This is a genomic window from Streptomyces sp. NPDC048504, assembly GCF_043200035.1.
Classification (GTDB): domain Bacteria; phylum Actinomycetota; class Actinomycetes; order Streptomycetales; family Streptomycetaceae; genus Streptomyces.
Genome location: NZ_JBICXA010000005.1, coordinates 351,838 through 372,898 on the forward strand (window position 1 = coordinate 351,838; position 21,061 = coordinate 372,898).

The following is a 21,061-nucleotide window of genomic DNA, read 5'->3' on the forward strand; positions in this document are numbered from 1 at the left end:
CTGAAGGTGACCCGCACGCGGTTCGGGGCCCGGCGCCGGGGCGATACCTCCGTCACGCCGGAACAGCGGCCCTGTGGAGTTGATGAATTTCCTGGAGGACGGGGACGGACCATGGAGCGACTGGGAACGGGCATCGGCTGGCGGCCGGAGATCGCGGACGCCGTGGAACGCATGCCGGGCATCGACTGGGTCGAGGCCGTGGCCGAGAACGTCTGCCCCGGCCACCTCCCCGAATCCCTCCTACGGCTGCGCGAGCGCGGCGTGACCGTGATCCCGCACGGCGTCTCCCTGGGCCTCGGCGGCGCCGACCGGCCGGACGAGGCCAGGCTGACGGCGCTCGCCGAGCGGGCCGAGGCGCTGGGCGCGCCGCTGGTAACGGAGCACATCGCGTTCGTCCGCGCGGGCGGCTCCCTGACCGCCTCCCCGCTCCTGGAAGCCGGCCACCTGCTGCCCGTACCGCGCACCAGGGACGCCCTCGACGTGCTCTGCGAGAACATCCGCATCGCCCAGGACGCACTGCCCGTCCCGCTCGCCGTCGAGAACATCGCCGCGCTCCTCGCCTGGCCGGGCGAGGAGATGACCGAGGGACAGTTCCTCTACGAACTGGCCGACCGCACCGGCGTACGGCTCCTCATCGACGTCGCCAACCTGCACACCAACCACGTCAACCGCGGCGAGGACCCGGCCAAGGCCCTCGCCGAACTCCCCGTCGAGGCCATCGCGTACGTCCATGTCGCGGGCGGCGTCGAACGCGACGGCGTCTGGCACGACACCCACGCCCACCCGGTCCCCGCGCCGGTCCTCGCCATCCTGACCGACCTCGCGTCCCGTGTCTCCCCGCCCGGGGTGCTGCTGGAGCGCGACGACAACTTCCCCGAACCGGCCGAGCTGGAACGGGAGTTGGAGGCCATCCAGGGGGCGCTGACCAAGGGGTGGGCACGGTCGGCCGCGAACAGGGTGCCCTCACGGGTGGCGGCACCCACGCCCGAGGCCACCGGCACCGCCGCCTCCGCTCAGCCCATCCCTCCCGCTCCCCCGGCCGCACCACGGTCCTCCGACTGCGCCCGCCAGCGTCTCGCCCTCGCCCAGACCGCCCTCCTCTCCGCCCTGGTCGCCGGCACTCCCGTCCCCGACGGGTTCGACCGCGTGCGGCTCGGTGTGCAGGCTCGGGCACTCGGGGTGAAGCGGGCCGACGTCGTGGCGAAGGTGGCTCCCGAACTGCCCTTGATCCTCGGGGACTTGTACCGGCCGGCCTTCCTCGCGTACGCGCACTCGCACCCGATGACCGGCGGTTACCGGCGTGACGCCCTGGACTTCGCCGGGCAGTTGCTGCTCTCGGGCGGGCCCGAGGACGCGGAGGTGCGGCGGGAGGTGCGGGAGTGGTGGCTGGAGCGCTCGGGGCCGGCCCCGCGTTCGACGCGGCCCGCGGTCCGGCTCGCCCGCGCCACCCGGAGGGTGCTGCTGCGCCGTTGAGGGGCCGGCGAGGGGAGTGAGTTGCGGCTGACATGGGGCCTTGGAAGGTGACAGTGACTCCACAGTAATATTGCGGTCCCGCACGAGAAGCGCACGAAAAGCACACTCACGTGCGGTGCCGTAACAGGAGGCACCCCATGCGACCGCGACCCCCCGTACAGGGCCGAGGCATATTCAGTGGCACCGGCGTCATCGTCATGGGCCTGACCGCGACGCTGGCCGCGCTGATCTTCCCGGTCTGGTCCTACGCCGACCGGTCCGGGACGACCGGTGCCAGCGTGCTCAGCGACCAGACCGTGACCACGCAGTACGGGCCGTTGTCCGCCCTGGACCGTGACTTCGTCACAAGGGTCCGGCTGGCCGGGCTTTGGGAGCTGCCGGCCGGGCAGCAGGCCGAGGAGAAGGGCACCACCGCGGCCGTACGGACGGCGGGGCAGCACCTCATCGACGGGCACACGTTCCTGGACGAGCGGGTGCGGGACGTCGCCGCCCGGCTCGGGGTGCCGCTGCCCAACCAGCCCAACGCCCAGCAACAGCAGTGGCTCGCGACGCTGAACGCGGCGCAGGGCGTGGACTTCGACCGCAAGTTCGCCAACATCCTGCGCCTCGCGCACGGCAAGGTGTTCACGGTGGTCGCCCAGGTCCGCGCCACCACCCAGAACTCCCTGGTCCGCGCCCTCGCCGACGACGCGAACACGACCGTCCTGGACCACATCAAGGTCCTGGAGGCCACCGGGTACGTCGACTTCGCCGCGCTGGCCCGGGACATGGCCGCGTCGAGCTCGCCGGCGCCCAGCGTCTCCGCCGCGGCCGACCCCGGACAGGTGGTCCCGCTGACCCCGTCGGTCTCCCCGACCTACACGCTCCCGCCGGCCGCCTCCGCCCCACCGCCGTCGGCCCAGCCGTAGAACCGTTTCGGCCGTAGTCCGTTTCCGGCCAATCGGAACGTCACATACCGACAACGCTCCGTCCGGATTGTGAACAAGGCATGGCGTCAAGCTGGGCCTTTGGCATAGAAACGTGGCATGTTCTGGGTCCTCCTCCTGCTCCTGGCCTGGGCCGTCGCCGGCACGGCGTGCACGCGGCTGTGCCTGGCCGCCGTCAGAGCGGCGGCCGTCGACACGGACGACGCGGGCACAGGACACGATCTGACGCTCTACGAGGCGGCGTTCCTGTCCGGCGGTCCCGCGCGGGTCGCCGATCTGACGCTGGTCTCCATGGCGCGGCAGCACCGGCTGCTGCTCGCGCACACCGGCTGGGCGACCGTCGTCGACCCGCGCGGCCGGGACGCCATCGAGCGGTCGGTGATAGGCGCGATCGGGCCCGAGGGGCAGTCCCGGATCGGCCCGGTGCGGGCCTCCGCGGCCGCCACGGACGCGGTGCGCGAGGTCGCGGTCCGGCTCGTCGACGCGGGGCTGGCCGTACCGGACGGCAGCAGTACGACCGTTGCGGCCGGGGTGCGGCAGGTGCGGGCGGCCGCGCTCGTCGTCCTCGTGCTGGGCGCGACCGCGCTGCTGACGCCTGGGGCCGAGATGCCGCGGGGGCTGGTCGCGCTCTGGTTCGCGCTGCCGCTGGCGCTCACGCTGAGCTGTCTGGCCATCGCGCGGGTCGAGGTGCACCCGTACTCGCGCTGGGCGTCCCCGGCCGGTCAGCGGCTGCTGGGCACGCTGGCCCGGCACGCGGGCAGCGGGGACGACCGTACGTATCTGACGTCCGTCGCCGTACGCGGCATCCGCGCGGTCGGCGAGCCGGACCTGCGGGCGGCCTTCGCGCACCGCGAGCAGTACGAGCGGCGCCGCTGACCACAGCGTGAAGGCGCTCCCCGGGGGCGCACAGGGGTCATTGGGGCCGACACCGCCCGATGGTGCTTGCCTTCGCCAACAGCCGAACGAAACATCCCTTTTGTTGCAGCCGTGCTCCGAAGGGATACCCCACCATGCGAGCCGCCGCCCTGTACTCGGCCGCCGGGTCCTTGCTCCTCACCACCCTCGCCGCCGCCCCGGCCACCGGTACCCCCGGCGTGCCCGGCGTCCGGGCCGCCGAACTCACCGGCACCGCGCTGGCCGCCGCGCACGCCCGCGCGCGGGGCATCACCTTCGGGAAGTGCCCCGACGCCCAGGACCTGCCCGGCGTCATGGAGTGCGGCACGGTCTCCGTCCCGCTCGACTACGCGCACCCCGACGGCAAGCAGATCAGACTGACCGTCAGCCGCGCCCGGGCCACCCACAAGGACCCGCACAACAGCAAGCGCAGAGTGCCCGGCCAGGGCTCCCTGGTCTACAACCCCGGCGGCCCGGGCGCCTCCGGCCTCTACTTCCCGCTGATCGGCATGCTCCCCGAGTGGAAGCGCATCGCGTCGGCCTACGACCTCGTCGGCTACGCCCCGCGCGGGGTCGACAAGTCGGCACCCCTGTCCTGCGAGGACCCCAAGCACTTCTTCAAGGCGCCCTCGCAGTCGCCGACGTACCCCTCGGAGTCGTACAAGAAGGAACGCATCGCCGAGGCCAAGACCTACGCGCGCGGCTGCGCCAAGCGCTCCGGCAGCAAGCTCCGCTTCTACACCTCCCTGAACAACGCCCGCGACCTGGACGTCCTGCGCGCCGCACTCGGCGAGGACAGACTGACGTTCATGGGCGCGTCCTACGGAACCTACTTCGGGGCGCTGTACGCGACGCTGTTCCCCACGCACGTACGGCGGATGGTGTTCGACTCGGCGGTGAACCCGGACCCCGAGCAGATCTGGTACCGCAACAACCTCGACCAGTCGGCCGCGTTCGAGAGCCGCTGGACGGACTTCCGCGAGTGGATCGCCAAGCACGACGACGTCTACGGCCTCGGCGACACGGCGGAGAAGGTGCTCGGCAGCTACCGCAAGGCCGAGGCACGGCTCGCCGAGAAGCCCGCGGGCGGCAAGGTGGGGCCGGCGCAGCTGCAGGGCGCGATCCTGTCGGCGGGGTACTACGACGACTACTGGCCGCACAGCGCCGCCGCACTGTCGTCGTACCTGAAGGGCGACCCGAAGCCGCTGATCCAGCAGGCCGGGCCGACGCCGGGGGCGGCCGTCGAGGCGGAGAACGGGAACGCGGTGTACACGGCCGTCGAGTGCAACGACGCGGCCTGGCCCACCGAGTGGAGTGTCTGGGACCGGGACAACACGCGGCTCGCGCGGGTGGCGCCGTTCGAGACGTGGGACAACGTGTGGATGAATCTGCCCTGTGCGTACTGGCCCGAGCCGCGTCAGCAGCCTCTTGATGTGCGGACCGGGCCTGGTGAGTTGCCGCCGGTGCTGATCATGGCTGCCGAGCGGGATGCGGCTACGCCGTATGACGGGGCGCTGGAGTTGCAGCGGCGGTTGTCGGGCTCGGTGTTGGTTACTGAGCGGGATGCGGGGACTCATGGGATCGCGGGTGGGGCCAACAAGTGCGTCAACGGGTATCTGGACGCTTACCTGTTGGAGGGGCGGTTGCCTGAGCGGCGGGCTGCGTGTGCTCCGCATGCTGAGCCGAAGGCTGCGCGACCGGGCAGTAAGTAGTCTGCGGGCCCGGTGGGGGCTGGTCGCGCAGTTCCTCGCGCCCCTGAAAAACTAGGCGAGGCCCGCGATCAGCTCGGCCACGTCCTTGCGGCGGCCCGTGTAGAAAGGGACCTCCTCTCTGACGTGCATGCGGGCCTCGGAGGCGCGCAGGTGGCGCATGAGGTCGACGATGCGGTAGAGCTCGTCGGCCTCGAAGGCCAGGAGCCACTCGTAGTCGCCGAGGGAGAAGGAGGCGACCGTGTTGGCGCGCACGTCCGGGTAGCCGCGGGCCATCTTGCCGTGGTCGGCGAGCATGCGGCGGCGGTCCTCGTCGGGGAGCAGGTACCAGTCGTAGGAGCGCACGAACGGGTACACGCTGATGTAGTTGCGCGGCGTCTCGTCGGCCAGGAAGGCCGGGATGTGCGAGCGGTTGAACTCGGCGGGGCGGTGCAGCGCCATGTTCGACCAGACCGGCTCCAGGGCGCGGCCGAGCTTCGTGCGGCGGAAGAGGTTGTACGCCTCCTGCAGCTGGTCGGCGGTCTCGGCGTGCCACCAGATCATGAGGTCGGCGTCGGCACGCAGGCCCGACAGGTCGTAGGTGCCGCGGACGGTCACGTCCTTCGCGGCGAGCTGGTCGAACAGCTCCTGGACCTCGTCGGCGTATCCCGCGCGGTCCTCGGGCAGCACGTCCTTCAGCTTGAAGACGGACCACAGCGTGTAGCGGATGACCTCGTTGAGGTCCTTGGCCAGCTTGCCCTTGTTCGGGATGCGGCCGGGCTCGGTGGTGGGGGCGTCGTCGCTCATGGGGCTATTCTCCCGCTCCGCCGGAGGCGCTCGGCACCGGGTCACCGGTCAGCCGCTCGACGGCCGCGTACGCGCTCGCGATGGTGGCCGGGATGCCGACCCCGTCGTACGCGGCGCCGCACACCGCCAGGCCGGGGAGCTTGCTCACGTGTTCGCGGATACGGGTCACGCGCGCGTGGTGGCCGACCGGGTACTGGGGCAGGCCGTCGGTCCAGCGGGTGACGCGGGTCGCGAGAGGAGTGGCGTCGAGGCCGGTCGCCTCACGCAGGTCGTGGCGCGAGACGTCCACGAGGCCGGCGTCGTCGCGCTCCAGGATCGTCGTCTCGCCGTACCGGCCCACCGAGGTGCGCAGGACGACCACGTCCGGGTTCTCGTCGGCGATCCAGCCCCACTTCTGGGAGGCGAAGGTGGACGCCTTGATGGTGCGGCCGTCGACCGGTGGCACCAAGAAGCCGCTGCCTTCGGGGAGTTCGATGTCCGCGCGGCGGTAGGCGAGGGTGATCAGGGCCATCGAGGCGTACTCGACGGCGCCCAACTCGGCTGCGGCGCCCGGTGCTTCGGGCCGCAGCAGTTCGGCGGCGACCGGGGCGGGTACGGCGACGATCACCCCGTCGGCGTCGAGCACGCGGTCTCCGGCGACGACGCGCCAGCCCGCCGCTCCGCTCCGGCGCAGCTCCGTGACCGGTGTCCCGGTGAGGATCTCGGCGCCCCCCGCGCGCACCGACTCCGCGACGGCGAGCGGGAGTTGGCCCACTCCGCCCTGGATGCCCATGAAGACCGGGCCGGTCTGCTGTGCGGCGGCGGCGCGCTCCTGGATGCCCCGGACGGCCTCGGTGAGGGACTCGTGGGTCTTCACGACCTGGAACAGCTGCGGTACTGCCGAGCGCATCGAGATGCGGTACGCGTCGCCCGCGTAGACACCGCCCAGGAGGGGTTCGACGAGGCGGTCGACGACCTCTCGGCCGAGGCGTGCCGCCACGTACTCCCCGACCGCGACGTCGTCGCCGACCTCCGTGCGGGGCAGGTCGGCGTCGCGCTCGATGCGCTGCAGGCCCTCGTCCGAAAGGACTCCGGAGAGAGCGGCGGCGGTACCGGGAACGCCCATGACGTGGCCCTTGGGCATGGGGCGCAGCGCACCCCGGGTCCAGATCGACGCGGTGGCCGTGGCGGGCACCTGGAGGCGGTCGGTGAGTCCCACCTCGCGGGCCAGCGCGACAGCCTCGGGGCGGCGGGCCAGCATCGACTCGGCGCCGAGGTCCACGCGGGCGCCCGCGATCTCACCGGGCAGCAGCTTGCCGCCCACCCGCTCCGACGCCTCGACGACGGTCACGCGCACGCCTCTGTCCAGCAGCCGGTGTGCGGCGGCCAGCCCGGCGATCCCGGCGCCGATGACGACGACATGCCCTGTGCCCGTACGAGTCTCCACTTCGCGCATGTCACCAGCCTCTCAGACCGCACTGACAGTCCGACTCCGGCCCGGTGTCCGGCGCGAGTCCCGACCGTGACCGCATCGGAACCGTTTCCCGCCAACGTCCCGCCCGGTCCCGGCGTCGAAGGTGCGTCAGTCGTCACGACGACCCTCGGGGGTAGCGACACATGCGCACACGACACTCCGCACGACCCGTCCAGGCCCTGGCCGGCCTCCTGCTGGCCTCGGCGCTCGCGCTGGCCGGGTGCAGCGGCGGCGCGAGCGACACGAGCGCCAGCGACTCCGGCGCGGGCGCCAAGGCAGTCGCCCCGGACGCCGCCCAGCAGGAGGGCGCGTCCGGCAGCGGAAACGCCCGGAACACCAAGGCCGTCCCCAAGCTCACCGCGAGCAGCATCATCCGTACGGCCTCGCTGTCCGTGCGGGTCAAGGACGTACCGAAGGCGCTCGACGAGGCCCGTACCACCACCGAGAACGCGGGCGGGTTCGTCGGCAACGAGTCGACCAGCCGCGACGGGCAGGGTCATGAGCGCACGCGGGTCGTCCTGCGCGTGCCCAGCGACAAGTACGACGAGGTCCTCGCCGACCTGGAGGGCGCGGGCAAGCTGCTCGACCGCACCGCGAAGGCGCAGGACGTCACCGACCAGGTGGTTGACGTGGACAGCCGCATCGCCTCGCAGCGGGCCAGCGTGGCACGCGTGCGTGCGTTGATGGACCGGGCCACGAAGCTCAGCGATGTGGTGGAGCTGGAGGGCGAGTTGAGCACCCGCGAGTCCGACCTGGAGGCGCTGCTCGCCCAACAGTCCTCCCTGAAGGACCGCACGAGCCTGGCCACGATCACCCTGTCCCTGTCGCAGACCCCGGTGGCGAAGGCCGCCGCGAAGGACGACAGTCCCGGCTTCGTGGACGCCGTGGCGGGCGGCTGGCACGTCTTCGTGACGATGCTGCGCTGGATCGCCCTGTCGCTCGGCGCGGTGCTGCCGTTCGCGGCCGTGGCCGCGCTGGCGCTCGTCGTGTGGCTGCGTCTCGTACGGCCGCGTCGGGCCGCGATCGTTCCGGCGGTCACCGGAGCAAGCGCTCTGCCGGAGGAAGGCGGGCAGGACTGAAATGATCGGTCCCCGTAGCGTGTTCGCATGAGCATGAGCCGTGCGAGGGGTACCCGGGAACGACTGGTCGTCATCGGCGGTGACGCCGCGGGCATGTCCGCGGCGTCGCAGGCACGGCGCCTCAAAGGGCCGGACGAGCTGGAGATCGTCGCCTTCGAACGCGGCCACTTCACCTCGTACTCGGCGTGCGGCATCCCTTACTGGGTGGGCGGCGACGTGTCCGCGCCGGAGGAGCTGATCGCCCGTACCCCCGAGGAGCACCGCGAGCGCGACATCGACCTGCGCATGCGTACCGAGGTCGTGGAGCTCGACGTCGCGGGCGGGCGGGTACGCGCGCGTGACGTCGATTCCGGGGACGAGTCCTGGACGTCGTACGACAAGCTCGTGATCGGGACCGGGGCCCGGCCGATCCGCCCGGACATGCCCGGGGTCGACGCGCCCGGGGTGCACGGGGTGCAGACGCTCGACGACGGGCAGGCGCTGCTCGACTCGCTGGCACGCACGCGTGGACGTCGTGCTGTGGTGGTCGGGGCCGGGTACATCGGGGTGGAGATGGCGGAGGCGTTCGTCAACCGCGGGTATGACGTGACCGTCGTCAACCGGGGCAAGGAGCCGATGTCGACGCTCGATCCGGACATGGGCCGGCTGGTGCACAAGGCGATGGAGGGCCTGGGCATCACCATGGTCGACGACGCCCACGTCACCGAGCTGCTCACCGGGGACGACGGGCGGGTGCGGGCCGTGGTCACGGAGGACGCGGAGTATCCGGCGGACGTGGTGGTCCTGGGGATCGGCGTACACCCGGAGACGACGCTCGCGAAGGCGGCCGGGCTGCCGGTCGGGCAGCACGACGGGCTGCTCACCGACCTGGCGATGCGGGTGCGCGGGCACGAGAACATCTGGGCCGGTGGCGACTGCGTCGAGGTCCTCGACCTGGTCTCCGGGCAGGAGCGGCACATCGCTCTGGGGACCCACGCGAACAAGCACGGGCAGGTCATCGGCACCAATGTGGGCGGCGGATACGCCACCTTCCCCGGGGTGGTCGGTACGGCTGTCAGCAAGGTGTGCGATCTGGAGATCGCGCGTACCGGGCTGCGCGAGAAGGACGCCCACCGCGCGGGCCTGCAGTTCGAGACGGTCACCATCGAGTCGACCAGCCGCGCGGGCTACTACCCCGACGCCGCTCTCATGACGGTGAAGATGCTCGCCGAACGCCGTACCGGCCGTCTCCTGGGCGTGCAGATCGTCGGCCGGGAGGGCGCCGCGAAGCGTGTCGACATCGCGGCGGTCGCCCTCACGGCCCGGATGACGGTGGAACAGATGACGGCCCTGGACCTGGGCTACGCCCCGCCGTTCTCACCGGTGTGGGACCCGGTCCTGGTGGCGGCCCGAAAGGCGGCCGCCAAGATCCAGGCGGGCCTGCGGTAAAGCGTTTACGCCGTGCCGTTGATGCGGTCTATGGCCTGCCGTGCCTGCTCGGCCGGCGGCCTGGCGGGCAGCGAGGACACCGACGCGCTCGGCGGCACCATCGCGGCGGGCTGAGCCCCGGCCGGCTTGGCGTGGGCGCCCAGCGCGTTGGACCGCAGCCGGTTGCTCACCGCCTCGTCCAGGGTCACCGGCCGCTGCATCTGCGCGGCCAGCCGTCCCGCCTCCTGACCGAGCCGGGCGACGTCCTCCCAGGGGAGGCGCACCACCAGGGAGATCTCGGCCTCGCCGTCGGGCGTGGCGGTCAGCTGAGGAGAAATTCGGTCGTTCATCGCCTGTTCCTCACGTCGTCCCCGCGACACGCCTTCCCCGCACCGCGGGCGGTTGAGGAGTCATACGCACAGGCGGACGGCGGTGTTCACCGGTTCGCCGCGCGGATCGGGGGCACTAATCCCTTGTGGTCATCCCCGTCCATGACGTGAACCCGGTGCGCCGTACCCCTTGGGTGACGTATGCGCTCATCGCCGCGAACGTGCTCGTCTTCCTGTTCACGCCAGGAATGGCGGGCTCCGTGGCGGGCGGCAGCGACCTCTCGCAGCTGTGCCATCTGCAGGCGTTCCTGGACCACTACGCGGCCGTACCGCGGGAGTTGATCCACCACCAGATGCCCCAGCTGGTCCCGACCGGCGCCGTCCAGGCAGGCCCCGGCGGGCCGGCCTGCGCGGCCGGCCCGCCGGCCTACGACAAGTCGGCTCCGCTGAGCGTCTTCACCGCGATGTTCCTGCACGGCAGCTGGATCCACCTGCTGGGCAACATGCTGTTCCTGATGATCTTCGGCAACAACGTCGAGGACCGCATGGGCCACATCCGCTACGCGCTCTTCTACGTGGTCTGCGGCTACGCGGCGGGCTACGGCTTCGCGCTGCTCAACGACAACTCGGCCGACCCGCTGATCGGCGCCTCCGGGGCGATCGCCGGTGTGCTGGGCGCCTATCTGGTGCTGTACGCGAGGGCCAGGGTGTGGGTCCTGGTGCCGTTCCTGTTCTTCCTGCCGCTGCGCCTGCCGGCCTGGCTGGTGCTGGGCTTCTGGTTCGTGCTCCAGGCGTTCTACTCGTCCGGCGAGGGCGTCTCCGACGCGGGCACGGTGGCCTACGAGGCGCATGTCGTCGGGTTCCTCGTGGGCATGCTGCTCGCCTGGCCGCTCAAGGCGGGCACGCCCCCGCCGCCGGAACCGCGCGGCCTGCTGTTCGGCAGGCGGGCGCGGCCCCGGCACACGTGGTGAGCCCGGCTATCGGGCCGTCTGGGTGTGGACGTACTCGGCGAGCCGGGTGAGCGAGTCGGGGTCGGTGTTCGGCATCACGCCGTGCCCGAGGTTGAAGATGTGGCCCTCCAGGTCCTTCGCCGCTTCGAGGACCTCGCGGGTCTTCGCCTCGACGGCCTCCGTGGGGGCGAACAGGACGGCCGGGTCGAGGTTGCCCTGAAGGGCCTTGCCGGGGCCGACCCGGCGGGCGGCCTCGTCCAGCGCGACGCGGTAGTCGACGCCGACGACGTCCGCGCCGGCCTCGCCCATGAGCCGCAGCAGCTCGCCGGTGCCGACGCCGAAGTGGATGCGGGGGACGCCGTAGCCCTCGACCGCCTTGAGGACCTTCGCGGAGGCGGGGAGCACCGAGCGGCTGTAGTCGGCCGGGGAGAGGGCGCCGGCCCAGGAGTCGAAGAGCTGGACGGCGCTGGCGCCCGCCTCGATCTGGACCTTGAGGAAGGCGGCCGTGATGTCGGCGAGGCGGTCGAGGATGTCGGACCACAGTTCGGGGTCGCCGTACATGATCGCCTTGGCGTTCTCGTACGTGCGCGACGGGCCGCCCTCAATGAGGTAGCTCGCGAGGGTGAACGGGGCGCCGGCGAAGCCGATGAGGGGGGTCGGGCCGAGCTCGGCGGTCAGCAGGCCGATGGCCTCCGTGACGTAGGAGACGTCCTCGGGGGTGAGGTCGCGGAGCCTGGCCAGGTCGGCGCGGGTGCGGATCGGCTTCTCGACGACCGGGCCGACGCCGGGCTTGATGTCGAGGTCGATGCCGATGGCCTTGAGCGGGACGACGATGTCGCTGAAGTAGACCGCCGCGTCCACGTTGTGCCGGCGCACCGGCTGGAGGGTGATCTCGGCGACCAGCTCGGGCCGCGTGCACGACTCCAGCATGGGGATGCCCTCGCGCACCTTGTGGTACTCCGGCAGCGAGCGCCCGGCCTGCCGCATGAACCAAACCGGTGTGTGGGGCACGGGCTCGCGCCTGCACGCCTTCATGAAGGCGGAGTCGTAAGTGGCGGTCGGCTGCTGGCCCGCGGGGCTCTGGTTGGCACTCACGGGGCAAGTCTCGCACGGCGCCAGAACGCGATTACACGGTGTGCTGAGCGGAAGAGCTGGTGTCTAGTCCCGCACGATGCCTCCGTTCCCCTTAATCTTCCCGCATGGCTGCGGCTCAGGGACGATTGTCGGATGGCGCTGACGGGATGGACGACTCCAAGGAGGGGGACCGGGATGGGGACGGCGGGGCGCCGCCGGCTTTCCAGGCCGCGGTCAAGGCCCTGCGGAACAGCCGGCTGAGGCCGCAGATCGAAATCGATCCGACGCCCGCGCCCCAGCGGCTCGCTCCCTTCGCGTACGCGCTGGAGGCCGCGGTCGTCGACGGCGACCAGGACCTGGCCGACGGCCGGCTGGTGCTGCTGCACGACCCGGACGGGCACGACGCCTGGCACGGCACGTTCCGGCTGGTGACGCTGGTGCGCGCGGAGCTGGAGCCGGAGATGGCGGCGGACCCGCTGCTGCCCGACGTGTGCTGGTCGTGGCTGACCGGCGCGCTCCAGGCACGCGGCCTGACGTACGGCGAGGCGAGCGGCACCGTCACACGGGCCAGCTCCCACTACTTCGGCGGGCTGTCCGAGCGGCCGTCCGCGTCCCAGATCGAGATCCGTGCCTCGTGGACGCCTCGCGAGGGGCTCGGCGGTGTCCCGGACACGGCGGCGCATCTGGCCTCCTGGTGCGATCTGCTGGCCCAGGTCGCGGGCCTGCCGCCGGCGGGTCCGGGCGACGCGTCCATCGTCACGCTGCCGCAGCGCCGGGGCCCGCAGTCACGCTGAGCCTTACCCGGGGCACACCGAGGTCTTACCGATCATTGCCGGTGTCTTTGTCGATACGGCCACTTTCAATCAGGAGTGGCCCCTCGAACGAGCCGTTTCGTTCACCGAACGATCGACAGCGTGTCCGAATTGCACTGATTGCTACTCACTAAATCGTGATCTTTCTCTAAAGGACCCGGGGTTTGGTGCCGAAGACGACTGTGACCTTGAAAGTCGTCCCGCACCCCAGGAGGCCTGGTGTCCGTTCTTCTTGAGCAGCCCGCAAGCCTGGTCGCCTACCGCCCGAACAAGCCGACCGCCATGGTGGTCGTGGCCGACCCGCGCGTCCGCTCCACCGTCACCCGCCACCTGTGGGCGCTCGGTGTGCGCGACGTCATCGAGGCCTCGTCCGTCGCGGAGGCTCGTCCCCGCATCGGCAACCCCCGCGACATCTGTGTGGCAGACGTCCACCTTCCCGACGGTTCCGGTCTCACCCTGCTCTCCGAGACCAGAGCCGCAGGCTGGCCCAACGGCCTGGCCCTGTCCGCCGCCGACGACATCGGTGCCGTGCGCAACGCCCTCGCGGGCGGCGTCAAGGGCTACGTCGTCACCGGCACCCGCACCAACGTCGGGCTCCCCACCCGACCCGGCGCCGCCCCCATCGGCTCCGCCGCCGCCCGTATGCACCGCCGCCCCCCGGGTTCCCCGAGCCACCCGGGTGGCTACCGCGAACTGTCCGGCCGTGAGGTCGAGGTCCTGCGTCTGGTCGCGGAGGGCCAGTCGAACAAGGCCATCGGCGTCTCCATGGGCCTGTCCGCACTGACCGTCAAGAGCCACCTCGCGCGCATCGCCCGCAAGCTCGGCACGGGTGACCGCGCCGGCATGGTCGCGGTGGCGCTGCGCACCGGAATCATCCACTGACCCTGTCCCACGACCCCGTCCCGCACCTCCCCTTCCGCTCCCCTCCCGCTCCCCCTTCGAGCCGTGAACCGGATCTTTCACTTACCTGACTGGTTTACGACCCCCAGACGCCCGTCGACGGAACGTTCCGTCGGCGGGCGTTGTCCATACACGGATACCCTTGACAGGTGACCGACGCCCAAGAAACCGCAGCAGACAGCTCACTGCGAACCACCGGAGGCGCCCCTCCGGACGACGTCGAACCGGCGCCGATCCCTTTGCTTGAGCCCCGAGAGGGCATTCCGCCCGTGATCGCCGACGAGGACGCGCTCGCCGAGGTGATCGCGGCCTTCGCCGCCGGCACGGGTCCCGTCGCCGTCGACGCCGAGCGCGCGTCCGGCTACCGCTACGGACAGCGCGCCTATCTGGTCCAGCTGCGCCGCGAGGGCGCGGGCACCGCACTGATCGACCCCGTCGCCTGCCCCGACCTGTCGGGCCTCGGTGAGGCCGTCTCCGGCGTCGAGTGGGTGCTGCACGCCGCCACCCAGGACCTGCCCTGTCTGCGCGAGATAGGCATGGTGCCGACGCGGCTCTTCGACACCGAGCTGGCGGGTCGGCTCGCCGGATTCCCGCGGGTCGGCCTGGGCGCGATGGTCGAGGGCGTGCTCGGCTTCGTCCTGGAGAAGGGGCACTCCGCCGTCGACTGGTCCACCCGCCCGCTGCCCGAACCCTGGCTGCGCTACGCCGCCCTCGACGTCGAACTCCTCGTCGACCTGCGGGACGCGCTGGAGAAGGAACTCGACCGGCAGGGCAAGCTGGACTGGGCCCGCCAGGAGTTCGACGCGATCGCGGCCGCGCCGCCGGCCGAACCCCGCAAGGATCCGTGGCGTCGTACGTCCGGGATGCACAAGGTACGGCGGCGCCGGCAGCTCGGTGTCGTACGGGAGCTGTGGCAGACGCGGGACCGGATCGCGCAGCGGCGGGACGTGTCACCGGGGAAGGTGCTGTCCGACGCGGCGATCGTGGAGGCCGCGCTCTCTCTTCCCGTCGACGTGCAGGCCCTCGCCGCGTTGAACGGGTTCGGGCATCGGATGGGGCGGCGGCAGCTGGAGCAGTGGCAGGCTGCCGTTGATCGGGCCAAGGCCCTTCCCGACTCCGCGCTGCCGCAGCCTGGTCAGCCGGTTACCGGGCCGCCGCCGCCGCGTGCCTGGGCCGACAAGGATCCGGAGGCTGCGGCTCGGTTGTCCGCGGCGCGGGCTGCGGTGTCGGCGGTGGCTGAGGGGCTGAACATGCCTCAGGAGAACCTCATTACTCCGGATACCGTGCGGCGGGTTTGCTGGGAGCCGCCGAAGCATGTGGATGTGGAGTCCGTGGGGGCTGCGCTTGCCGGGTATGGGGCTCGGGCTTGGCAGGTTGAGCAGGTTGCGCCGGTTTTGGTGGAGGCTTTGAGCGCCAAAGCGCCGTAGGGGTTATGCGGTTGTTTGGCGGGTGCGGGCCGGCTGTGGCTGGTCGCGCAGTTCCCCGCGCCCCTAAAGGCTCGTCGGCTGGCCGCTGCCGATCGGCTCCCCGTGGGGCACGGAAAGGCGCTCGGAAGCGGAACCTTGGCGTCGAGATCAGGCCAAGATCCTCAGGTGGTGCGTAGGGAACCGGGCGCGGACGGAGTGTGACGTTCGCCGCTCCCGGCCCCGGGGGTGGGCAGCTTGGTTACCCACAAGTAGCATGGGTACTGAGCGCGCGCTCAGCGCATCGCGGCAGTGCCGATCCCGCACCCTGGAGGAGAGCCAATCGTGCCTCGTACCGTCAGGGACGTCGTCTTCGTCGACGGCGTCCGCACCCCGTTCGGCAAGGCGGGCCCGAAGGGCATCTACCACGAGACCCGGGCCGACGACCTCGTTGTGAAGGCGATCCGGGAGCTGCTGCGCCGCAACCCGGGACTCGACCCCGCGCAGATCGACGAGGTCGCCATCGCCGCGACCACGCAGATCGGTGACCAGGGGCTGACCCTGGGTCGGACCGCGGGAATTCTCGCCGGGCTGCCCCAGTCCGTTCCGGGCTACTCCATCGACCGCATGTGTGCGGGCGCGCTGACCGCCGTCACGACCACCGCGGGCTCCATCGCCTTCGGTGCCTACGACGCCGTCATCGCCGGTGGTGTCGAGCACATGGGCCGTCACCCCATGGGCGAGGGCGTGGACCCGAACCCGCGGTTCGTGAGCGAGAAGCTGGTCGACGACTCCGCGCTGTTCATGGGTATGACGGCGGAGAACCTGCACGACCGCTACCCGACGATCACCAAGCAGCGTGCCGACGAGTACGCGGTGCGTTCGCAGGAGAAGGCCGCCAAGGCGTACGCCAACGGCAAGATCCAGCAGGACCTGGTGCCGATCTCGGTGCGCAACACCAACGAGCAGGTGGGCGAGACCGGTTGGGGTCTGGTCACCGCCGACGAGCCGATGCGTCCGGGGACGACCCTGGAGAACCTGGCCGGTCTGAAGACGCCGTTCCGTGTGCACGGGCGGGTCACCGCGGGCAACGCGGCCGGTCTGAACGACGGTGCCACCGCGTCGATCATCGCGAGCGAGGACTTCGCGCGCGAGAACAACCTGCCGGTGAAGATGCGCCTCGTGTCATACGCCTTCGCGGGCGTCGAGCCGGAGGTCATGGGCTACGGCCCGATCCCGGCGACCGAGAAGGCGCTCGCCAAGGCGGGCCTCTCGATCGAGGACATCAACCTCTTCGAGATCAACGAGGCCTTCGCCGTACAGGTGCTGGCCTTCCTGGAGCACTACGGCATCGCGGACGACGACGAGCGCGTCAACCAGTACGGCGGCGCGATCGCCTTCGGTCACCCGCTGGCCTCGTCGGGTGTGCGTCTGATGACGCAGCTGGCCCGTCAGTTCGAGGAGCAGCGACACGTCCGCTACGGCCTGACGACGATGTGCGTCGGCTTCGGCATGGGCGCGACGGTCATCTGGGAGAACCCGCACTTCGAGGGGGACAAGTGAGCACCACCACCGAGCTTCTGAAGGGTGCGGCAGAGCTGTTCCCGGACGAGGTCGTGACGTCCGCGCACGTCCGTCACCTCGAACTGCCTTATGGCGCCGGGCGGTTCGCGCTCATCACGCTGGACAACGGCTTCGACCACACCAAGCCGACCACCTTCGGCCCGGCCTCGCTGGCGAACCTGAACACCGCCATCGACCAGGTCGAGAAGGAGGCTGCGGCCGGCGAGATCGTCGGTGCCGGCATCACCGGCAAGCCGTTCGTCTTCGCGGTCGGCGCCGACCTCAAGGGCGTCGAGCTCCTCAAGAACCACGACGACGCGCTCGCCATCGGCAAGGGCGGCCACGAGGTCTTCAAGCGCCTCGCGGACATCGCGGTGCCGACCTTCACGTACTACAACGGCGCGGCCATGGGCGGCGGTGTCGAGGTCGGCCTGCACTGCGAGTACCGCACGGTGTCGAAGCACATCGCGGCGTTCTCCCTCCCCGAGGTCTTCCTCGGCCTCGTCCCCGGCTGGGGCGGCTGCACGCTGCTGCCGAACCTGATCGGCGCCGACAAGGCCGTCTCGGTGATCATCGAGAACAGCCTCAACCAGAACAAGCAGCTCAAGGGCCAGCAGGTCTTCGACCTCGGGATCGCCGACGCGCTCTTCGAGGGCGCCGACTTCCTGGAGCAGTCGCTGATCTGGACGGCCAACGTCCTCAAGGGCGACATCAAGGTCGAGCGTCCGGCGATCGACCGCGGCGAGGCCTGGGACCAGGCCGTCGCCAAGGGCCGTTTCGTCGCGGACTCCAAGGTGCACGGGGCCGCCCCGGCCGCCTACCGCGCCCTCGACATCATCGAGGCCGCGAAGAACGGCGACCTCCAGCAGGGCTACGACGCCGAGGACCTGGCGCTCGCCGACCTGATCATGGGTGGCGAACTCCGCGCCGGTATCTACGCGTTCAACCTCGTCCAGAAGCGCGGCAAGCGTCCGGCGGGTGCGCCGGACAAGTCCCTGGCCCGTCCGGTCACCAAGGTGGGTGTGGTCGGCGCCGGTCTGATGGCCTCGCAGCTCGCCCTGCTCTTCCTCCGCCGCCTCGAAGTGCCGGTCGTCCTCACGGACATCGACCAGGAGCGCGTCGACAAGGGTGTGGGCTACGTCCACGCCGAGATCGAGAAGCTGCTGTCGAAGTCCCGTATCAACCAGGACAAGGCCAACCGCCTCAAGGCCCTGGTCACGGGTGTGCTGGACAAGGCCGAGGGCTTCTCCGACGCCGACTTCATCATCGAGGCCGTCTTCGAGGAGATCGGCGTCAAGCAGCAGGTGTTCGCGGAGGTCGAGGCGGTCGCCCCGGCGCACGCGATCCTCGCCACCAACACCTCCTCGCTGTCCGTCTCCGAGATGGCGTCGAAGCTCAAGAACCCCGAGCGGGTCGTCGGCTTCCACTTCTTCAACCCCGTTGCGATCCTTCCCCTGTTGGAGATCGTGCGCGGCGAGCAGACGGACGACGCCTCGCTCGCGACCGCGTTCGCGGTGGCCAAGAAGCTGAAGAAGACAGCGGTGTTGGTGAAGGACGCCCCGGCGTTCGTCGTCAACCGCATCCTCACCCGCTTCATGGGCGAGATCCAGAACGTCATCGACGAGGGCACCCCGGTCGCCGTCGCCGAGAAGGCGGTCGAGCCGCTCGGTCTGCCCATGTCGCCGCTGGTTCTCCTGGAGTTGGTCGGTCCTGCCATCGGCCTGCACGTCTCGGAGACCCTCAACCGGGCCTTCCCTGACCGCTTCACGGTCTCCCCGAACCTCGCGGCCGTCGTCAAGGCGGGCAAGCGCGGTTTCTACGTCTACGACAGCGGGAAGCCCGAACTCGACCCCGAGGTCGCGGCGTTGCTGCAGCAGGGCGACTCGGTGCTGACCGAGGAGCAGGTGCGGGATCGCGTCCTGGACGCGGTGGCGCAGGAGATCGGGCTGATGCTCGACGAGGGTGTCGTCGCCGAGGCCCAGGACATCGACCTGTGCCTGATCACGGGCGCCGGCTGGCCCTTCCACCTGGGCGGCATCACGCCGTACCTGGACCGCGAGGGCGTCTCGGCGCGGGTCAACGGCAAGCCGTTCCTGGCACCGGGTCTGGCGAGCGTTCCGGCGTAACGACCTTCGTACGGGCGTGACTTGGAGAGGGCCTCCGCTTTCGGGCGGAGGCCCTCTTCTTATGCTTCGCCGTCGGCCGCCGCGTCCGTGCCGGCGGCGACGGTGACGGCGCCCGCGGTGAAGGCGCCGAGGAAGATTCTTCGTCCGACTGGCATGGGGTGCACGGCCTTTCTCTCGGCAGGTTCGGCTGCGTTCGACAGTGTTCTACGACCGCCACGGCCCCAGCGGACTGCCCACCGTCGGCGACAGCTGGCGGCGCACCCGCAGCCGGCCGTCCGTGCCGATGACGGCGACGACCAGGGCGCCTGTCGCGTCGTAGGCCATCGCCGGAGCGTGGGCGACCATGTCGCCGGCCTCGTGCCAGTGCGTGCCGGAGACGTTCTTGTCCCGGTCGGGCATCGAGACGACGAGCCTGCCGCGGCTGCCCCGGTGGGCCAGGAAGGCCTCGCGGGCGCCACGTTCCGGAGCCCACAGCGCGGCCACCGCGCCCGTGCCGCCATGCCCGCCGAGCCCGGCGCCGGACCCGGGCCAGCGGCCGTCGGCGTGCTGACGGTAGGCCATGACCTGCTGGGTGCCGGCTTCCCGGAAGTACAGGCAGGTGCGGCCGCCGCCCGAGTCGACGGCGGAGATGCCTCCGGTGGCGGGACGGCCCGTCTGCAGGGTGTCGTCGAGGAGGAAGGCGCCGCCGGGTTCGGCCTGGTGCCAGCGCCACACCGTGTTCTTGCCCGGCACGTACAGCTCGACCGTGCCGCGCTCGGTGGTCAGGGCCGTGCCCGCGTCCTGGACGAACCGTCCGCCGATGTTCTCCCACGGGCTCCAGGTGCCGTCGGTGTCCCGGCGGCGCACGCTGATGCCCTGGTCGAAGTTGCGGACGAAGACGTAGAGGCGCCCGGCCGCGTCGACGGCGGCGGACGGCACGCCCGCCTCTCGCTGGCGGCGGCCGTCGCCGTGCGCCCAGTCGGGGTTCTCCAGGGTCTGCCAGCCGCTGAAGCCGTTGCCGCCGGGGTCCTGGACGGTGTGCACGACGTCGACGGTGACCCCGCCGCCCACCACCTGCTGGCGGCGCAGGCCGACGAGTTCCGCGGGGCCGCCGGGCGACCCGGTGACGGCGAGGGTGGACGCGATCCAGCCGTCGCCGAGGACGAAGGGGCCCTTCCACTCGCCGTCGCCCGGGCTCGTCTCCGTCCAGAACGCGAGCCGCCCGGCCAGCACCCCGAACGCGTTGAGCCGCCCGCCGGGCCCCAGGCGCAGCCAGTCGGTGGCCGGCGAGTAGCGGTAGGCGGCGCTCATCATGTGCGTGCTGCGGTACGGGTCGGGGCCCAGCTGCCGGTCGCCGCAGGTCTGGCAGGTGCCGTGCGGGCAGGCCGAGGGGGCGTCGAGACCGCCGTACGTGGCCAGGTACTCGGCTTTCTCCGTCGCCGCCGCCGAGTCGAGGTTGTGGCCCCAGAAGCGGTTGGCGTAGGCGCGGTAGTGCTCGACGACCGGGTTGTGGCCGGCCTCCCGGTGCCGGGTGAGGGCGGCGAGCGCGAACTGTGCCGCGGTGGTGTGGTCGACGTGGTCCGAGCAGATGAACTCCTCACGGCCGCCGTCGTGTTCGGGGTCGGGGTCCATCGTGCGTACCGTCGTGGGACGGACGTGGTCGAGCAGCGCGGTCAGGGCGTCGGTCACCTGCTCGCGGGTGATGTGCTGGACCTGGCCGACGGTGCAGCCATGGACCGGCAGCGTGGCCTGGGTGCGCAGGGCGCCCTCCCACAGGTCGTGCAGGCGGGTACGGGTGCCGCGCTCGGTGGGGGCGCCCTGGTGCAGCTGGAGGAAGTAGAGGCTCACCGTGTCGTGGTCGACCAGCGTGAACCGCTCGGCGGCGAACCCGGGGACGAGGTCGACGGGTTCGCGCTGCCAGGGGTGATCGCGGTCGCCGGTGGCCATCCGGGCGTACGCGGACCGCAGTCCGCAGCCGCGCTCGGTGCTGTAGCGGGCGAAGTCCGGTGGTACGGCGGCCCGTTGGGGCTCGTTGGTGTCGACGTTGATGCCGTCGCCCTCGCCCGCGGTGACGACCACCGTGGTGATCCGGTCACCGTCCTGGAGGGAGCGGACGAGGTCGGGGTTCATGAAGTACAGGTCGTCGTCCTGGTGGGCGACGATGTGCAGGACGGATCGGTCTGTCGTGGTCATCGGGC

The 21,061-nt window shown here is 71.2% G+C and carries 17 protein-coding genes; 12 read left to right on the forward strand and 5 right to left on the reverse strand.

All coding sequences use genetic code 11. The features are described 5' to 3' along the window. Positions 1-111 precede the first annotated feature (111 nt). The 4 genes from ACGFY9_RS15330 to ACGFY9_RS15345 all read left to right on the forward strand — a co-directional run bounded on the left by ACGFY9_RS15330 (position 112) and on the right by ACGFY9_RS15345 (position 5,005). The gene (locus ACGFY9_RS15330) at positions 112-1,473 is read left to right on the forward strand and encodes a DUF692 domain-containing protein (RefSeq protein ID WP_393754285.1); all 1,362 of its coding nucleotides are present in this window, start codon (positions 112-114) and stop codon (positions 1,471-1,473) included. Between the two features lie 137 nt (positions 1,474-1,610). Next, positions 1,611-2,381: a DUF4142 domain-containing protein gene (locus tag ACGFY9_RS15335; protein ID WP_393754287.1), complete on the forward strand. Its 771-nt coding sequence runs from the start codon at positions 1,611-1,613 to the stop codon at positions 2,379-2,381. Positions 2,382-2,498: 117 nt separating this feature from the next. After that, positions 2,499-3,275 carry a TIGR04222 domain-containing membrane protein gene (locus ACGFY9_RS15340; RefSeq protein ID WP_393754289.1) on the forward strand — a complete coding sequence of 259 codons (777 nt, stop codon included), beginning with the start codon at positions 2,499-2,501 and terminating at the stop codon, positions 3,273-3,275. Between the two features lie 134 nt (positions 3,276-3,409). Further along, a complete protein-coding gene (locus ACGFY9_RS15345) occupies positions 3,410-5,005 on the forward strand; it encodes an alpha/beta hydrolase (RefSeq protein ID WP_393754291.1) in 1,596 nt (531 codons plus the stop codon). A 51-nt stretch (positions 5,006-5,056) separates the two neighbouring features. On the opposite strand, the gene hemQ is transcribed toward ACGFY9_RS15345, so the two are convergent. Beyond that, the gene (gene hemQ, locus ACGFY9_RS15350; protein WP_393754293.1) at positions 5,057-5,788 is read right to left on the reverse strand and encodes a hydrogen peroxide-dependent heme synthase; all 732 of its coding nucleotides are present in this window, start codon (positions 5,786-5,788) and stop codon (positions 5,057-5,059) included. 4 nt (positions 5,789-5,792) lie between these two features. Next, the gene (hemG, locus tag ACGFY9_RS15355; RefSeq protein WP_393754295.1) at positions 5,793-7,223 is read right to left on the reverse strand and encodes a protoporphyrinogen oxidase; all 1,431 of its coding nucleotides are present in this window, start codon (positions 7,221-7,223) and stop codon (positions 5,793-5,795) included. 161 nt (positions 7,224-7,384) lie between these two features. Here hemG and ACGFY9_RS15360 point away from each other — a divergent pair, with 161 nt between their 5' ends. Both ACGFY9_RS15360 and ACGFY9_RS15365 read left to right on the forward strand, forming a co-directional pair. Further along, positions 7,385-8,320, forward strand: coding sequence for a DUF4349 domain-containing protein (locus ACGFY9_RS15360; protein ID WP_393754297.1), 936 nt, complete (start codon positions 7,385-7,387; stop codon positions 8,318-8,320). A gap of 27 nt (positions 8,321-8,347) precedes the next feature. After that, the gene (locus tag ACGFY9_RS15365; RefSeq protein ID WP_393754299.1) at positions 8,348-9,748 is read left to right on the forward strand and encodes an FAD-dependent oxidoreductase; all 1,401 of its coding nucleotides are present in this window, start codon (positions 8,348-8,350) and stop codon (positions 9,746-9,748) included. Between the two features lie 5 nt (positions 9,749-9,753). Here ACGFY9_RS15365 and ACGFY9_RS15370 read toward each other — a convergent pair whose 3' ends face one another. Beyond that, positions 9,754-10,077, reverse strand: a complete 324-nt coding sequence (locus ACGFY9_RS15370) for a hypothetical protein (protein WP_266773529.1) — start codon at positions 10,075-10,077, stop codon at positions 9,754-9,756. A gap of 125 nt (positions 10,078-10,202) precedes the next feature. Between ACGFY9_RS15370 and ACGFY9_RS15375 the strand changes: the two genes are divergently transcribed. Beyond that, positions 10,203-11,027 carry a rhomboid family intramembrane serine protease gene (locus ACGFY9_RS15375; RefSeq protein ID WP_393754301.1) on the forward strand — a complete coding sequence of 275 codons (825 nt, stop codon included), beginning with the start codon at positions 10,203-10,205 and terminating at the stop codon, positions 11,025-11,027. Between the two features lie 6 nt (positions 11,028-11,033). Here ACGFY9_RS15375 and hemE read toward each other — a convergent pair whose 3' ends face one another. Continuing rightward, positions 11,034-12,101 (reverse strand): uroporphyrinogen decarboxylase, encoded by a 1,068-nt coding sequence (gene hemE, locus ACGFY9_RS15380; protein ID WP_393754303.1) that lies wholly within the window; start codon positions 12,099-12,101, stop codon positions 11,034-11,036. A 146-nt stretch (positions 12,102-12,247) separates the two neighbouring features. Here hemE and ACGFY9_RS15385 point away from each other — a divergent pair, with 146 nt between their 5' ends. From ACGFY9_RS15385 to ACGFY9_RS15405, 5 genes are all read left to right on the forward strand, one after another. Continuing rightward, positions 12,248-12,874 carry a DUF3000 domain-containing protein gene (locus ACGFY9_RS15385; protein ID WP_393754305.1) on the forward strand — a complete coding sequence of 209 codons (627 nt, stop codon included), beginning with the start codon at positions 12,248-12,250 and terminating at the stop codon, positions 12,872-12,874. Between the two features lie 237 nt (positions 12,875-13,111). Then, complete coding sequence (locus ACGFY9_RS15390; protein ID WP_030605794.1) at positions 13,112-13,774, forward strand: response regulator transcription factor; 663 nt, start codon at positions 13,112-13,114, stop codon at positions 13,772-13,774. A 167-nt stretch (positions 13,775-13,941) separates the two neighbouring features. Further along, the gene (locus ACGFY9_RS15395; protein WP_393754307.1) at positions 13,942-15,219 is read left to right on the forward strand and encodes an HRDC domain-containing protein; all 1,278 of its coding nucleotides are present in this window, start codon (positions 13,942-13,944) and stop codon (positions 15,217-15,219) included. A gap of 321 nt (positions 15,220-15,540) precedes the next feature. Next, positions 15,541-16,758, forward strand: coding sequence for a thiolase family protein (locus ACGFY9_RS15400; RefSeq protein ID WP_393754309.1), 1,218 nt, complete (start codon positions 15,541-15,543; stop codon positions 16,756-16,758). Beyond that, entirely contained in the window at positions 16,755-18,884 is a 2,130-nt protein-coding gene (locus ACGFY9_RS15405) for a 3-hydroxyacyl-CoA dehydrogenase NAD-binding domain-containing protein (protein ID WP_393754310.1), read from the forward strand. The genes ACGFY9_RS15400 and ACGFY9_RS15405 overlap by 4 nt, the downstream gene beginning before the upstream one ends. Before the next feature lie 204 nt (positions 18,885-19,088). Here the strand turns inward: ACGFY9_RS15405 and ACGFY9_RS15410 are convergent, their stop codons facing one another. After that, the gene (locus tag ACGFY9_RS15410; protein ID WP_393754312.1) at positions 19,089-21,056 is read right to left on the reverse strand and encodes a hypothetical protein; all 1,968 of its coding nucleotides are present in this window, start codon (positions 21,054-21,056) and stop codon (positions 19,089-19,091) included. Positions 21,057-21,061 lie beyond the last annotated feature (5 nt).

Bases quoted from the DNA above. Each gene is read 5' to 3' on its own strand.
- ACGFY9_RS15330 (WP_393754285.1), top strand. From the start codon at position 112: ATGGAGCGACTGGGAACGGGCATCGGCTGGCGGCCGGAGATCGCGGAC.
- ACGFY9_RS15335 (WP_393754287.1), top strand. From the start codon at position 1,611: ATGCGACCGCGACCCCCCGTACAGGGCCGAGGCATATTCAGTGGCACC.
- ACGFY9_RS15340 (WP_393754289.1), top strand. From the start codon at position 2,499: ATGTTCTGGGTCCTCCTCCTGCTCCTGGCCTGGGCCGTCGCCGGCACG.
- ACGFY9_RS15345 (WP_393754291.1), top strand. From the start codon at position 3,410: ATGCGAGCCGCCGCCCTGTACTCGGCCGCCGGGTCCTTGCTCCTCACC.
- hemQ (WP_393754293.1), bottom strand. From the start codon at position 5,788: ATGAGCGACGACGCCCCCACCACCGAGCCCGGCCGCATCCCGAACAAG.
- hemG (WP_393754295.1), bottom strand. From the start codon at position 7,223: ATGCGCGAAGTGGAGACTCGTACGGGCACAGGGCATGTCGTCGTCATC.
- ACGFY9_RS15360 (WP_393754297.1), top strand. From the start codon at position 7,385: ATGCGCACACGACACTCCGCACGACCCGTCCAGGCCCTGGCCGGCCTC.
- ACGFY9_RS15365 (WP_393754299.1), top strand. From the start codon at position 8,348: ATGAGCATGAGCCGTGCGAGGGGTACCCGGGAACGACTGGTCGTCATC.
- ACGFY9_RS15370 (WP_266773529.1), bottom strand. From the start codon at position 10,077: ATGAACGACCGAATTTCTCCTCAGCTGACCGCCACGCCCGACGGCGAG.
- ACGFY9_RS15385 (WP_393754305.1), top strand. From the start codon at position 12,248: ATGGACGACTCCAAGGAGGGGGACCGGGATGGGGACGGCGGGGCGCCG.
- ACGFY9_RS15410 (WP_393754312.1), bottom strand. From the start codon at position 21,056: ATGACCACGACAGACCGATCCGTCCTGCACATCGTCGCCCACCAGGAC.